Annotated in this window: 8 protein-coding genes; 6 read left to right on the top strand and 2 right to left on the bottom strand. The window is 68.9% G+C overall.

The genetic code is table 11. The features are described from left to right. Positions 1 to 18: 18 nt before the first annotated feature. Entirely contained in the window at positions 19 to 1203 is a 1185-nt protein-coding gene (locus tag HWX58_RS00445) for a bifunctional 2-methylcitrate synthase/citrate synthase (protein WP_175984996.1), read from the top strand. A gap of 6 nt (positions 1204 to 1209) precedes the next feature. Here HWX58_RS00445 and HWX58_RS00450 read toward each other — a convergent pair whose 3' ends face one another. After that, on the bottom strand, positions 1210 to 1797 hold the full coding sequence (locus tag HWX58_RS00450; RefSeq protein WP_175984997.1) for an antibiotic biosynthesis monooxygenase: 588 nt from the start codon (positions 1795 to 1797) through the stop codon (positions 1210 to 1212). A gap of 121 nt (positions 1798 to 1918) precedes the next feature. Here HWX58_RS00450 and HWX58_RS00455 point away from each other — a divergent pair, with 121 nt between their 5' ends. Next, positions 1919 to 3097, top strand: coding sequence for a thiolase family protein (locus tag HWX58_RS00455; RefSeq protein ID WP_175984998.1), 1179 nt, complete (start codon positions 1919 to 1921; stop codon positions 3095 to 3097). A gap of 55 nt (positions 3098 to 3152) precedes the next feature. Here the strand turns inward: HWX58_RS00455 and HWX58_RS00460 are convergent, their stop codons facing one another. After that, positions 3153 to 4052 carry a putative endonuclease domain-containing protein gene (locus tag HWX58_RS00460; RefSeq protein WP_175984999.1) on the bottom strand — a complete coding sequence of 300 codons (900 nt, stop codon included), beginning with the start codon at positions 4050 to 4052 and terminating at the stop codon, positions 3153 to 3155. A gap of 503 nt (positions 4053 to 4555) precedes the next feature. On the opposite strand from HWX58_RS00460, the gene pulA reads away from it, so the two are divergent. From pulA to mmsB, 4 genes are all read left to right on the top strand, one after another. Then, positions 4556 to 10756 carry a pullulanase-type alpha-1,6-glucosidase gene (gene pulA, locus HWX58_RS00465; RefSeq protein ID WP_175985000.1) on the top strand — a complete coding sequence of 2067 codons (6201 nt, stop codon included), beginning with the start codon at positions 4556 to 4558 and terminating at the stop codon, positions 10754 to 10756. 141 nt (positions 10757 to 10897) lie between these two features. Then, entirely contained in the window at positions 10898 to 12400 is a 1503-nt protein-coding gene (locus HWX58_RS00470; RefSeq protein WP_175985001.1) for a CoA-acylating methylmalonate-semialdehyde dehydrogenase, read from the top strand. A gap of 17 nt (positions 12401 to 12417) precedes the next feature. Then, the gene (locus HWX58_RS00475) at positions 12418 to 13626 is read left to right on the top strand and encodes an acyl-CoA dehydrogenase family protein (protein ID WP_175985002.1); all 1209 of its coding nucleotides are present in this window, start codon (positions 12418 to 12420) and stop codon (positions 13624 to 13626) included. After that, complete coding sequence (gene mmsB / locus HWX58_RS00480; protein ID WP_175985003.1) at positions 13623 to 14510, top strand: 3-hydroxyisobutyrate dehydrogenase; 888 nt, start codon at positions 13623 to 13625, stop codon at positions 14508 to 14510. The genes HWX58_RS00475 and mmsB overlap by 4 nt, the downstream gene beginning before the upstream one ends. The last annotated feature ends 26 nt before the right edge of the window (positions 14511 to 14536 follow it).

Below are 14536 nucleotides of genomic sequence, written 5' to 3' on the forward strand. Positions count from 1 at the left end.
ACTGCGAAGGAGCACAGCATGACCGACATCAAGAAGGGCCTGGGCGGCGTCGTCGCCGATGAGACGGCGATCAGCAAGGTCAACCCCGAGACGAACAGCCTGCTCTACCGCGGATACCCCGTGCAGGAGCTCGCCGCCACGCAGCCCTTCGAGGCGGTCGCGTATCTGCTGTGGCACGGCGAGCTGCCGACCGATGAGCAACTGGCAGAGTTCCGCGCGACCGAGCGTGCGAACCGTTCCCTCCCCGCCGAGGTCAAGGAGGCGATCGACCGCCTGCCGCTCGACTCGCACCCGATGGACGAGGTGCGCACTGCGGTCAGCGTGATCGGCGCGATCGAGACGGCCGGCATCACCAATGTTCTGGATGCCGCCGGCACGCCTTCTGAGAACCTGGAGCGGAGCCTGAAGCTGTTCGCGGTGCTTCCGGCGATCGTGTCGTACGGCCAGCGGCGTCGTCGCGGCCAGGAGATCGTCGAGTCGCGGGACGACCTCGACTACGCGGCGAACTTCCTGTGGGTGACCTTCGGCGAGGAGCCGGATGCCGTGGTCGTGGATGCCTTCAACCGGTCGATGATCCTGTACGCGGAGCACTCCTTCAACGCGTCCACGTTCACGGCGCGCGTGATCACGTCGACGCTGAGCGACATCTACTCGGCCGTCGTCGGCGCGATCGGCGCGCTGAAGGGCCCGCTGCACGGCGGTGCGAACGAGGCCGTGATGCACATCTTCGACGAGATCGGCACGGCATCTGAGGTTTCTGCGTGGTTGGACACCGCGCTCGCCGAGAAGCGCAAGATCATGGGCTTCGGTCACCGCGTCTACAAGCGCGGCGACTCGCGGGTGCCGACGATGAAGGCCGCACTCGACACTCTTGTCGAGCACTACGACCGGCCGGATGTCGCGGAGCTCTACGAGACCCTCGAGGACGAGTTCGTCTCGCGCAAGGGCATCTACCCGAACCTCGACTACCCGTCGGGCCCGGCCTACAACCTCATCGGCTATGACACGCTCACCTTCACACCGCTGTTCATCGCGGCGCGGGTCACCGGATGGACGGCCCACATCATCGAGCAGCAGGCGTCGAACGCACTGATCCGCCCGTTGTCGGCATACAACGGCGTGGATGAGCGGCACATCGAGGGGTACGTCCCCGACACGGCTGCGGTCGAGGTGCAGGAGCGGCCCGAGGAGGCGGCGGGCTGAATCGGCTCAGCGCCCGAGCCACCCGCGCAGCATCCGCGTCACCCACGGCAGCACCCAGTACGTCATGATCGGGGTGAGCACGACGGTGGTGGCGAGCGCGCGCAGCCAGATCGGCAGCTGATCCCAGCCGGGGACGGGCGCGATGGCGTAGTTGAACGCGACGTTCACCGGGAAGAACCCCAGCCAGATCGACACGGCCTGCTTCCACCGCGGCGGCGTGTGCACGACGGCCACCGTCGTCGTCCCTCCGGTGTCGGGGTTGGGAATCGTGATCGTCCCGGTCGTCGGCTCGTCGAACCATCCCTCGATCCCGGTTCGCCGCTGGACGCGTTCGCTGAGCACGAAGCCCTCGCCCATGGAGAGCCACCCCGCGCGCTCGGGCGAGCGCTCCCACTGCTCCAGATCCTCGTCCGTCGCGAACCGGTAGAGCATGTGCCAGACACGGGAGTCCGCGCCTTCGCGCACCCACCCGGAGCCGAGGAAGCCCGGGTAGCGGTTGGCGAGGTTGACGCCGGTCTGCACCCAGGCGGTGGCCTCGGGGATGCGGTCGGGGTCGACTTCGCGGCGGATGGAGACGGTGATGGGCTCGGACAAGGTGGGTCCTCAGGATGCTGCTGCTCGGGTCTGAGCGGTACGGGGCGGCGGATGCCCGGATACGAGTGTAGATGAGCGGGGGCGGCCCCGGCTGGGCTGCAGCCGAGGCACAATCGAAGGCATGAGCAACGAAGCCGTGATCGTCGACGTCATCCGCACACCCGTGGGCCGGGGCAAGCCGGGCGGGATGCTGTCGGGCGTGCACCCCGTCGATCTCGCTGCAGGCGTGCTGCAGGCGCTCCTGGAACGCAACGGCCTCGAGTCGGCGCAGATCGACGACGTGCTGCTCGGCTGCGTCAGCCAGGTCGGCGAGCAGGCGATGAACATTGCACGGCAGGCGGTGCTCGCGGCCGGCTTCGACGAGCAGGTCCCGGCGACGACGATCGACCGCCAGTGCGGATCGAGTCAGCAGGCGGTGCACTTCGCCGCTCAGGGCATCGCTGCCGGCGCCTACGACGTCGTGGTCGTCGGGGGAGTGGAATCGATGAGCCGCGTGCCGCTCGGGTCCTCGCTCGGCGGGGCCTCGCCGATGTCGCCGCGGATGCGGAGGCGCTATCCGGACGGGCTCGTGAACCAAGGAGTGAGCGCCGAGCTCATCGCCCAGAAATGGGGCCTCGGGCGTGAGGAGTTGGATGCGTTCGCCGCCGAGTCGCACCGCCGGGCCGCGCAGGCGTGGGAGGACGGATTCTTCGATCCCACTGTCGTCCCCGTTGCCGAGGCTCCCGAAGCGCGCATCGACGAGACCGTGCGGGCAGGCACCACCGTCGAGAAGCTCGCCGGGCTCCCGGCATCCTTCCGCACCGACACACTCGCCGAGCGCTTTCCCGACCTCGACTGGCGCATCACGCCGGGCAACTCCTCACCGCTCACCGACGGCGCCTCCGCCGCGCTGATGATGAGTGCGGAGCGCGCGGATGCCCTGGGACTCGCTCCCCGCGCCCGCATCCGAGCTGTGGACGTGATCGGCGACGACCCGATGTTCATGCTCACGGGCCCCATCCCCGCGACCCGGCGCGTCCTCGAGCGCGCTGGGCTCGGCATCGAAGACCTCGACGCGTACGAGGTGAACGAGGCCTTCGCATCCGTTCCGCTGGCGTGGGCGGCCGAGCTCGGCGCGGACCCGTCCAAGCTCAATCCGCGCGGCGGAGCGATCGCCCTCGGGCACGCGCTCGGGTCTTCGGGGACGCGGCTGCTGGGCACCCTGATCGACCACCTCGATGCGACGGGTGGTCGCTACGGTCTGCAGACGATGTGCGAGGGCGGCGGCATGGCCAACGCTCTGATCCTCGAGCGGCTCTGAACCCGTTCAAGTAACGCAAATGGCCCGATCCGCGCCGTGGATGCGGTCATTTGCGTTACTTGAACGCAGCCAGGGCCGCGGCCACACGTCGGACCAACTCATCGGGATGGTTCAGGAGCGGCGACGTGACCTCCAGAACGTTCCACCCGGCGGCGCGCAGCCGGGCGATGCGCTCCACGTCTTGCGCCCAGCTCGCGCCGTGCAGCATCCCCAGGTACTCGATCGCGACCTTGCGCTCGGGGTACGCCATGTCTACGCAACCGAGGAAGCGGCCCCCGTCGTCGAAGAGGTCGATGTTCAGGCGCGGCTCCGGGAGGCCCGCGGCCACCAGGATGATGCGCACAGCACTTTCCCTCGGCGACCACGAGTCCTCGCGGATCAGGTCGAGGGCCGTCCGCAAGCGGGCTGCGCCGCGCCGACGACCGGCTTCCAACAAGGTCCGCAGTTCGTCGATCTCGGCGAGGGGTGGCGTTCCCACGTTCGGCCGCCCGTAGCCCGGACGCCATCTGCGGCAGAAGTAGTCGCCTGCGGCGACGATATCCTTGAGCGCGAGGTGGCCGAGTTGCACCCATGTAGCCGCCGGTGACGGCACGCGCAGACCATCGTGTTCGTCCGGAACCGTGAGGCTTGCATAGGTCTTGTGCCGGGTCACTCCTGCGGTGCGCGGTATGGGCGCGGGGCCGACGGCGCACACGTGCAGTTCAAGATCCTTCGCCTCGGCGATACGGCCGAACGAATCGAAGAAGAGAGGCAGCGGCGCACCCCAGATCGCGGCCGCCGTCTCGTGACTGAAGAGGTGTCCTGTGTGCAGCCGTGGCGCGTACTGGCGTGCACGAGCGATCCGTCCATGGCGTTGACGCTCGTACGGATCGTCGGATGCGGACTCGGACTCGGTGGGTGGCTCCGTCCGGATGCGGACGCCATGGAACGGAGCATCCAGGTCGCTCCCGTTCAAGCGCGAGCGACTGGTTCCATGTCCTCGCGCGAGCGCGGTGGAGAACGCGGTTGGAAGTTCCGTCGGCAGCGGGGTTCGTCGTCCCATCGCTGCAGGTTGGCACGTTTGCTGACCTCGGTGACGGCGTTATCCACAGCCCCTCGTCTGTTCAGGTAACGCAAGTTACCCGATGCAACGCGGAGATCGGGTCATTTGCGTTACTTGAACGCGGTGGGGAGGCAAGACCCCCGCCGACCCGATTCGGCGGGGGTCTTTTCGGGAGCCGAGCTCACCGAGGCGCGGAAAGCTTCTGACTACCCGATCCGGTCTGAGTCGCTCCGCGCACCAGCAGTTGTATGCGTTCCGGGTGACGTTCGGGTGAACCGCACCTGAACGGCGGGGAGCACCTGGGTCGTGCGCACTCAGTCCTCTTTCTGAAAACGCTTGCACATCGGCGTCGGGTGCTGGTACTTTCGCTTCCACGCACATCGTCGTGCCTGCCGCCGATCCCCCACGGAGCCCCAGTGTCGAAGCAGACCGCCGTACGCCCTGCCGCTTTCCTGACCGCGACAGCTCTTGCCGTCTCGGCGCTCGCCGCCGTCGCCCTCGCCCCGGCGCCGGCATCCGCCGCCGACCGCACGGTCGCGCTGGTCGGCAGCCTGCAGTCCGAGCTCGGCTGCACCGCCGATTGGGCACCCGACTGCGCCGAGAGCGAGCTCGCCCCGACCGGGGCCGAGGGCATCTACTCCACCGAGTTCGAGGTGCCCGCAGGCACTTACGAGTACAAGGTCGCGATCAACGACGCGTGGGACGAGGCATACGGCCTCGACGGCGGCGCCGACAACATCCCGCTCACGATCGCGGGGCCGGCGACGCTGCGCTTCACGTTCGACGACAACCTCAAGCGGGTCGGCGTGGAGGTCGTCGATCTGCGCGGCGCCTACACCGCCGACGACGAGGATCTGATCGCCGACCCGGTGCGTCAGGGCGGCGCGGGGGAGCAGTTCTACTTCGTCATGACCGACCGCTTCGCGAACGGCGACGCGTCGAACGACACCGGCGGGCTGACGGGCGACCGCCTCGTGACGGGGTTCGACCCGACCGACAAGGGCTTCTACCAGGGCGGCGACATCGCGGGTCTGCGCGACAACCTCGACTACATCGAGGGTCTGGGCACGACGGCGATCTGGCTCACCCCGAGCTTCGCGAACAAGCCCGTGCAGGGCGAGGGCGCGAACGCCTCAGCGGGCTACCACGGCTACTGGATCACCGACTTCACCCGCATCGACCCGCACCTCGGCACGAACGAGGAGCTCGAGGCGCTGATCGCCGAGGCGCACGACCGCGGCATCAAGGTCTACTTCGACATCATCACCAACCACACCGCCGACGTCATCGACTACGAAGAGGGCGAGTACGGCTACATCGACCAGGCGACGAGCCCCTACACGAACGCCGACGGCGAGGCGTTCGACCCGGCCGAGTACGCCGGCACCGACGGCTTCCCGGCCCTCGACCGCGCGACGAGCTTCCCGTACACCCCGGTCGTCTCCGAAGCCGAGGCTGACGTCAAGGTTCCCGCCTGGCTGAACGACCCCACGCTCTACCACAACCGCGGAAACTCCACATGGTCGGGCGAGTCGGTCACCTACGGGGACTTCGACGGCCTCGACGACCTCATGACCGAGCATCCGACCGTCGTGAACGGCTTCGTGCAGGTGTACGACCAGTGGATCGACCTCGGCATCGACGGCTTCCGCGTCGACACGGTCAAGCACGTGAACTTCGAGTTCTGGCAGAAGTGGACGACCGCCGTCCTCGACTACGCCCACGGCCAGGGCAAGGACGACTTCTTCATGTTCGGCGAGGTGTACGACGCCGATCCCGTCAAGCTCGCCCCCTACGTGCGCGACACCGACATGAACTCCGTGCTCGACTTCACCTTCCAGTCGTCGGCGGTGAGCTACGCCTCGGGCAACTCGGCCAAGGGCCTGCAGACGCTCTTCGCGGGAGACGACCGCTACACCACGCCGGATTCCTCGGCGACGGCGCTGCCGACCTTCCTCGGCAACCACGACATGGGTCGCGTGGGCTCGTTCCTGCGATCCACCGACGCGCCTCTCGAGCGCGACGAGCTCGCCCACGAGCTGATGTTCCTCACCCGCGGCCAGCCGGTCGTCTACTACGGCGACGAGCAGGGCTTCGCCGGCACGGGCGGCGACAAGGACGCCCGCCAGACGCTGTTCGCGACGCAGGTGGCCGAGTACGCGAACCAGCCGCTGGTGACCGGAGAGAACGCCGGCTCAGTCGATCGCTACGACACGGATGCCGCGCTGTATCGTCACATCGCCGAGCTCTCGGCGCTCCGCTCGGAGACCCCTGCGCTCAGCGACGGCGCCCAGATCGAGCGGTACGCGGCATCCGGCGCGGGCGTGTACGCGTTCTCGCGCGTCGACGCCGACGAGAAGGTCGAGTACCTCGTCGCGGTGAACAACGCCGCGACCGCGCAGACGGTCGACCTCACGACCCTCACGGCGGGAGCGTCGTACGCCGTGGTCTACGGCGACGGTTCGCCGATCACGACGGATGCCGGCGCCGGGACCTCCATCACGGTCCCGGCCCGCTCCGCGGTGGTCTGGAAGGCCGGCGCGACCGTCACTGCTCCCGAAGAGGCGGCTGCCCTGTCGGTGAGCGCACCGGCCGCGGGCGCCGGCATCTCGGGGCAGTCCGCCGTGCAGGCCGACATCGCCGACCAGTGGGCGCAGACGAGCTTCGCGTGGCGCGTCGTCGGCTCCGACGAGTGGCACGCGCTCGGCACGGCGGAGGACACCGAGCCCCGGGTCTTCCACGACGTCCGCGGCCTCGCGAAGGGCACGCTCGTCGAGTACCGCGCGATCACGACCGATGCCGCCGGCGACCACGCCGCCGCATCGACGTTCGCCTCGGTCGGCAACGCGGTCACACTCGAGGTCGGCGAGGAGCCGGAGTCGCCGATCGACATGGTCACGGTGGCGGGCAGCCTGAACTCCGAGATGGGCTGCGCGGGCGACTGGGATCCCGCGTGCGAGAAGGCCAAGCTGACGCTGCGCGCCGACGGCGTGTGGGCCGGCACCTTCGACCTGCCCGCGGGCGACTACGAGTACAAGGCGGCCGTGAACGGCAGCTGGGCCGTCAACTACGGCGCGAACGGCGTGCTCGACGGCCCCAACATCGCGATCAGCCACGACGGCGGTCCGATCACGTTCTACTTCGACCCGCGCACGAACGTCGTGCAGTCGACCGCAGAGGGCCCCGTCGTGACGCTCCCCGGCTCGCTCCAGGACGAGCTGGGCTGCTCCGGTGACTGGATGCCCGACTGCCTCGGCACGCTCATGGCCGACGGCGACCACGACGGCGTCTACGAGTTCAGCACCTCCGACCTCCCGACGGGCGCGTACGAGCTCAAGGTCGCGCACGGCCTGAGCTGGGCCGAGAACTACGGCGTCGACGGCGTCCGCGACGGCGCGAACATCTCGTTCAGCGCCGCCGAGGGCAAGGTCACGACCTTCCGGTACACGCTCGAGACGCATATCCTCGAGATCTCCAGCGACGACACGCCGCTGCCGGGAGCAGGACAGCTGCGTGCGCAGTGGATCGACGAGGCCACCATCGCGTGGCCGGCGACCCTCGGTGCGATCGACCGCGCATCGTACGAGATGTACTCGTCCGAAGACGCGTCGGTCGCGGTCGTCGACGACGAGGTCGAGGGAGGCGGTCCCATCGCCCTCTCGGTCGTGGACGGCGGACTCACGTCGGAGCAGCTCGAGCGCTTCCCCGCGCTCGAGGGCTACCTCGCGCTCCGCGTCGACGACGCGGATGCCGCGGAACGGCTGCGCACGCAGCTGGCCGTCGCCCAGCGCGACACGTCGGGCGCGCTGACGGCCTTCACGGGCGTTCAGATCGCCGGCGTACTCGACGATCTCTACGCGGATGCGCTCGACGCGGCCGAGCTCGGAGTCGACTTCTCCGGCAAGGCGCCCGCGTTCCGCGTCTGGGCTCCGACCGCGCAGCAGACGACGCTACTCACGTGGGATGCCGGCTCCGACGACGAGCCGGTGCGTCACGAAGCCGAGCGCGACGACGCGACCGGCGTGTGGGAGGTCGCGGGCGCTGCGGGGCTCGCGGGCGACGAGTACGCCTGGGAGGTCCGCGTCTACGCTCCCTCCACCGGTGCGATCGAGACGAACGTGGTCACCGACCCCTACTCGGTGGCACTGACGCTCAACTCGGAGCGCTCGGTCGCCGTCGATCTGGCAGACGAGGAGTGGCAGCCGAAGCAGTGGCGGACGACCACGGCACCCGTCGTCGAGCGTCCGGTCGATCGAGCGATCTACGAGCTGCACATCCGTGACTTCTCGATCGGCGACGACAGCGTGCCCGAGACCGAGCGCGGCACGTACCTCGCGTTCACGCGCGATAGCGCCGGCACCGCGCAGCTGCGCGAGCTGGCCGACGCCGGCATCAACACGGTGCACCTGCTGCCGTCGTTCGACATCGCCACGATCGAGGAGGACCGCGAGGCGCAGGCCGTGCCGGACTGCGATCTGGCGTCCTACGGTCCTGCTGACGACGCGCAGCAGGCGTGCATCCAGGCCGTCGCAGACGAGGACGGCTTCAACTGGGGCTACGACCCGTACCATTTCTCGACCCCCGAGGGCTCGTACGCGGTCGACGCCGACGGCGGTGCACGCGTGAGCGAGTTCCGTTCGATGGTCGGTGCGCTGCACGGCATGGGCCTGCAGGTCGTGCTCGACCAGGTCTTCAATCACACGGCGGAGTCGGGCCAGGGCGAGCGCTCGGTGCTCGATCAGGTAGTGCCCGGGTACTACCACCGGCTGAACGCCGCCGGTTCGGTCGAGACGTCGACGTGCTGCCAGAACGTAGCCACCGAGCACCTGGCTGCGCAGAAGCTCATGGTCGACTCGATCGTGACCTGGGCGCGCGACTACAAGGTCGACGGGTTCCGCTTCGACCTGATGGGGCACCACTCGACCGCCAACATGCAGGCGATCCGCGATGCGCTCGACGAGCTGACGCTCAAGAAGGACGGTGTCGACGGCCGGGCGATCTACCTGTACGGCGAGGGCTGGAACTTCGGCGAGGTCGCCGACAACGCTCTGTTCGAGCAGGCCACGCAGGGGCAGCTCGGCGGTACGGGGATCGGCACGTTCAACGACCGGCTGCGCGATGCCGTGCACGGCGGCAACCCGGTCGACGGCGCGTCGACGTTCCAGCAGGGCTTCGGCACGGGGCTGGGCACCGACCCCAACGGCAACGCGATCAACGGGACGACCGAGGAGGCTCTCGCCGATCTCGGGCACCAGACCGATCTCGTGAAGCTCGGGCTCGCGGGCAACCTGCGCGACTTCTCGTTCGTCACCAGCGACGGCGAAGTGACGGCCGGAGAGGACATCGACTATCGCGGTGCCCCGGCCGGCTACGCCGACGAGCCCGACGAGGTGATCAACTACGTCGACGCACACGACAACGAGACGCTGTACGACCTGTCCGTTCTCAAGCTGCCGGTCGACACGTCGATGGAGGACCGGGTGCGCATGAACACGCTGTCGCTGGCGACCGTCGCGCTCTCGCAGTCGCCGTCGTTCTGGCACGCCGGAACCGAGCTGCTGCGTTCGAAGTCGCTCGATCGCGACAGCTACAACTCCGGCGACTGGTTCAACCGCATCGACTGGACGGGCCAGGAGTCGACATTCGGCTCCGGACTGCCGACCGCGGCAGCCAACCAGGAGAAGTGGTCGATCATGGAGCCGCTCCTGTCGAACGCCGACCTCAAGCCCGGCGCGGCGGACATCGGCTCGGCTGAGGCGCAGGCGCTCGAACTGCTGAAGGTGCGTCAGGAGGTGCCGCTGCTGCGTCTGGGCTCGGCCGACCTGATCGAGCAGAAGGTCACCTTCCCGAACAGCGGCGCTGACGCCACCCCCGGCGTGATCGTGATGCAGATCGACGATCTCGTCGGCACGGATGCCGATCCCGCACTCGACGGAGCACTCGTCGTCTTCAACGCCTCGCCCGACGCGGTCACCGAGACCGTGGCCGGTCTCGCCGGTCGCGAGTTCGAGCTGACCCCCGCTCAGGCGGACGGCGTGGATGAGGTCGTGGTCTCGACGACGTGGGAATCGACGACGGGAACTGTGTCGGTGCCGGCGCGCTCCGTGGCCGTCCTGGTCGACGACCAGAAGACGCCGCCCACCGGCCCGGGCGATGGCGATGGCGACGGTGATGGCGACGGAAACGGTGATGGCGACGGCAGCGGCGACGGCGATGACTCCGACGCGTGGGGCACGCTCTCACTGTCGGCCGATCGGGTCGAGCAGGGCGGCTCCTTCACGGCGACCGTGACCGGCCTCGAGCCCGGGCAGAAGATCACGGCGACGCTGCACAGCGACCCGCTGGAGATCTCCGGCATCCCCGCAGCCGACGCGTCAGGGCGCGTGAGCTTCGAGGTCGTGATCCCCATCGACTTCGCGCTCGGCGAGCACACGCTCGTGATCGAATCGGGATCGCTGACGCCGCTCGAAGGCTCGATCACGGTCGTCCGCGCGGGCGAGCTCGCCACCACGGGGGCCCAGGCGCCGTGGGGCTGGGCGCTCGGCGCCGTGCTGGTGCTCGTGGCGGGAGGAGTCCTGTACGCCACCCGCCGTCGCGGCGTGTTCGTCGCCCACTGAAACGACCCGGTGCGCACCGCCGCCTGGTGCGCACCGGGTGACCAACCCAGATCTCCGATATACAAGGGCATCCTCGTAATTATCCGGGTGGCAGAGTAATCTGTTCATCACGCCAACGGCGGCGTGAAGGGACAGTGCACAATGACTCGTACGATCCCGCATCTCATAGGCGGATCGCTGACAGCACCCGAGAGCGGCCGCTTCGGCGACGTGTTCGACCCGAGCACGGGAGCCGTCCAGGCGCGAGTGCCGCTGGCATCCTCCGACGAGGTGCGCCGTGTGATCGGGAACGCCGAGGCGGCGCAGCCGGAATGGGCCGCCACCAACGCGCAGAAGCGCGCTCGGGTCCTCATGCGCTTCGTCGATCTCGTGAACCGTGACATGGACGAACTGGCCAAGCTTCTCTCCAGCGAGCACGGCAAGACCTTCGACGACGCCAAGGGCGACATCCAGCGCGGGCTCGAGGTCATCGAGTTCGCCGCAGGCGCGCCGCATCTGCTCAAGGGCGAGTACTCGACGGGCGTCGGAACCGGGATCGATGTCTATTCGCTGCGGCAGCCGCTTGGCGTCGTCGCCGGCATCACCCCGTTCAACTTCCCGGCCATGATCCCGCTGTGGAAGGCAGGGCCCGCGCTCGCCGCCGGCAACGCCTTCATCCTCAAGCCCAGTGAGCGCGACCCATCGGTGCCGGTGCGCCTGGCCGAGCTGTTCCTCGAGGCGGGACTGCCCGAAGGCATCCTCAACGTCGTCCACGGCGACAAGGAGGCCGTCGACACCCTGCTCACCGACGACCGCGTCAAGGCCGTCGGCTTCGTCGGATCCACCCCCATCGCGCAGTACATCTACGAGACCGCCGCCGCGCACGGCAAGCGCGCGCAGTGCTTCGGCGGCGCCAAGAACCACATGATCGTGATGCCCGATGCCGACCTCGACCAGGCGGTCGACGCTCTCATCGGCTCCGGCTACGGCTCGGCGGGCGAGCGCTGCATGGCGATCTCCGTCGCGGTTCCCGTGGGCACAGAGACCGCGGACGCGCTCGCCGCGAAGCTCACCGAGCGGGTCGCGCAGCTCAAGATCGGCCCTTCGCTCGCTGAGGGCGTCGACTACGGGCCGCTGGTCAGCCGCGCTGCGGTCGAGCGCGTCGAGGACTACATCCAGCAGGGCGTGGATGCCGGCGCCACGCTCCTCGCCGACGGCCGAGGCTTCTGCGTCGAAGGCCACGAGGAGGGCTTCTATCTCGGCCCGACCCTGTTCGACCACGTCACCACAGACATGTCGATCTACCGCGAGGAGATCTTCGGACCCGTGCTCGTGATCGCCAGGGCGAACGACTACGAAGAGGCGCTCGCGATGGCATCCGACCACGAATTCGGCAACGGCGTCGCGATCTTCACGCGCGACGGCGATGCTGCCCGCGACTTCACCGCTCGCGTGAACGTCGGAATGGTCGGCGTCAACGTGCCGATCCCCGTGCCGATCGCCTACTTCACGTTCGGCGGCTGGAAGAAGTCCGGGTTCGGCGACCTCAACCAGCACGGCGCCGACGCCTTCCGCTTCTACACGAAGACCAAGACCGTGACGAGCCGCTGGCTGTCTCACGACACCCGTGACGGCGCCAGCTTCGTCATCCCGACCATGCACTGAGCCCACAAGGACGCACCATGACGATGATCACCACCACGACCGCCGAGGAGCGCGAGGCCATCCTCGGCGCCGTGCGCGAATACGCCGAGACCGAACTCTCCCCGTTCTCGAGCGAGCGCGACGAGAAGCACCTCTTCCCGCGGAAGTCGCTGCACCGCGGCGGCGAACTGGGCCTGGGCGGCATCTACGTCCGCGAGGAGAACGGCGGCACCGGGCTCTCCCGGGTCGACACCGTCGCGATCTTCGAGGAGCTCGCGAAAGGCGACCCCGCCGTCGCGTCGTACATCTCCATCCACAACATGGTCGCCTGGATGATCGACACCTACGGCGACGACGCCCAGCAGAGCCGCTGGCTGCCCGAGCTCACCGCCATGGACGGGTTCGGCAGCTACTGCCTGACCGAGCCCGGCGCCGGATCGGATGCCGCGGCGATCGCGACGAGCGCCGTCCGCGAGGGCGACGAGTTCGTGCTCACCGGGGTGAAGCAGTTCATCTCGGGCGCGGGAGAGGCGGCGGTCTACGTCGTCATGGCGCGCACCGGCGACGCCGGCAGCGGTGCCCGCGGCATCAGCGCGTTCCTCGTTCCCGGCGACGCCGAGGGCCTGAGCTTCGGCGCGCTGGAGAAGAAGATGGGCTGGCACGCCCAGCCCACCCGTCAGGTGATCTTCGACGGCGTCCGTGTTGCGGCATCCGCGATGCTCGGCGACGAGGGAACCGGATTCGCGATCGCGATGTCGGCTCTCAACGGCGGGCGCCTCAACATCGCCGCCTGCTCGCTCGGCGGCGCGCAGTGGGCGCTCGACCGCGCCGTGCAGTACGTGCACGAACGGGTCGCGTTCGGCGAGCCGCTCGCCGAGAAGCAGTCGATCCTGTTCGCCGTCGCCGACATGCGCACCGAACTGCAGGCCGCGCGCCTGATGGTGAGGGACGGCGCGCAGGCCGTGGACGAGAAGGCGCCGGATGCCGCGATGCGCTGCGCCATGGCCAAGCGCTTCGCGACGGATGCCGGATTCGACGTCGCCAATCGTGCCCTCCAGCTGCACGGCGGGTACGGCTACCTTCAGGACTACGGGATCGAGAAGGTCGTCCGCGACCTGCGCGTGCACCAGATCCTGGAGGGCACGAACGAGATCATGCGGCTCATCGTGGGCCGTGAGATGCTTCGCCCTGCGGGCTCCGCGTCGATGCGCAGCGCCGTGAGCGAGCCGGTGAGGAGCGCATCATGACCCGCATCGCCTTCCTGGGGCTCGGCCACATGGGCCTGCCGATGGCCCGGAATCTGGTCACGGCGGGTCATGAGGTCGTCGCCTTCGACGTGATGGATGCTGCGCGCGCCGCGGCTGCCGACGCCGGTCTGGTCGTCGCTCCGTCTGGGCCGGATGCCGCCTCCGGCGCTGAGGTCGTCGTCACGATGTTCCCGGCGGGCAGGCACGTGCTCGAGGCGTACCGGGGCGGGCTGCTGGACGCAGCGGCGCCGGGCACGCTGTTCATCGAATCGTCGACGATCGCCGTCGATGAGGCGCGCACGGCGCATTCCCTTGCTGTGGAGGCCGGGCACCGCAACATCGACGCGCCTGTGTCGGGTGGCGTGGTCGGGGCGGAGAACGGGACGCTCGCGTTTATGGTCGGCGCATCCGACGCGGACTTCGAGGCGGCCAAGCCGCTGCTCGAGGCGATGGGCAAGCGCATCGTGCACTGCGGCGGACCGGGGCTCGGTCAGGCGGCGAAGGTGTGCAACAACATGATCCTCGCGGTGTCGCAGATCGTGGTGGGGGAGGCGTTCGTGCTCGGGGAGCGGCTGGGACTCTCGCACGATGCACTGTACGACGTCGCCGCGAACGCCTCCGGACAGTGCTGGGCGCTGTCGACGAACTGCCCCGTGCCGGGGCCGGTGCCGACGAGTCCGGCCAATCGCGACTACCAGCCCGGGTTCGCCGGGGCGCTCATGGCGAAGGATCTCGGTCTCGCGCTCAAGGCGATCGAGCAGACCGGCACCGACGCGAAGATGGGGCGCCTGGCACAGGAGCTGTACGCCGCGTTCGCCTCGGGCGATGGGGCGGGCCGCGACTTCTCCGGCATCATCACCGGCATCCGTGACGGGCGGGTCTGATCGGCATCCGGCAGACTGAACACGAC

The organism is Microbacterium tenebrionis (genome assembly GCF_903645325.1).
GTDB classification, from domain to species: Bacteria; Actinomycetota; Actinomycetes; order Actinomycetales; family Microbacteriaceae; genus Microbacterium; species Microbacterium tenebrionis.

Excerpts from the sequence above, each read along its gene's own strand:
- mmsB (WP_175985003.1), top strand. The coding sequence starts at position 13,623 with ATGACCCGCATCGCCTTCCTGGGGCTCGGCCACATGGGCCTGCCGATG.
- HWX58_RS00455 (WP_175984998.1), top strand. The coding sequence starts at position 1,919 with ATGAGCAACGAAGCCGTGATCGTCGACGTCATCCGCACACCCGTGGGC.
- HWX58_RS00445 (WP_175984996.1), top strand. The coding sequence starts at position 19 with ATGACCGACATCAAGAAGGGCCTGGGCGGCGTCGTCGCCGATGAGACG.
- HWX58_RS00470 (WP_175985001.1), top strand. The coding sequence starts at position 10,898 with ATGACTCGTACGATCCCGCATCTCATAGGCGGATCGCTGACAGCACCC.
- HWX58_RS00475 (WP_175985002.1), top strand. The coding sequence starts at position 12,418 with ATGACGATGATCACCACCACGACCGCCGAGGAGCGCGAGGCCATCCTC.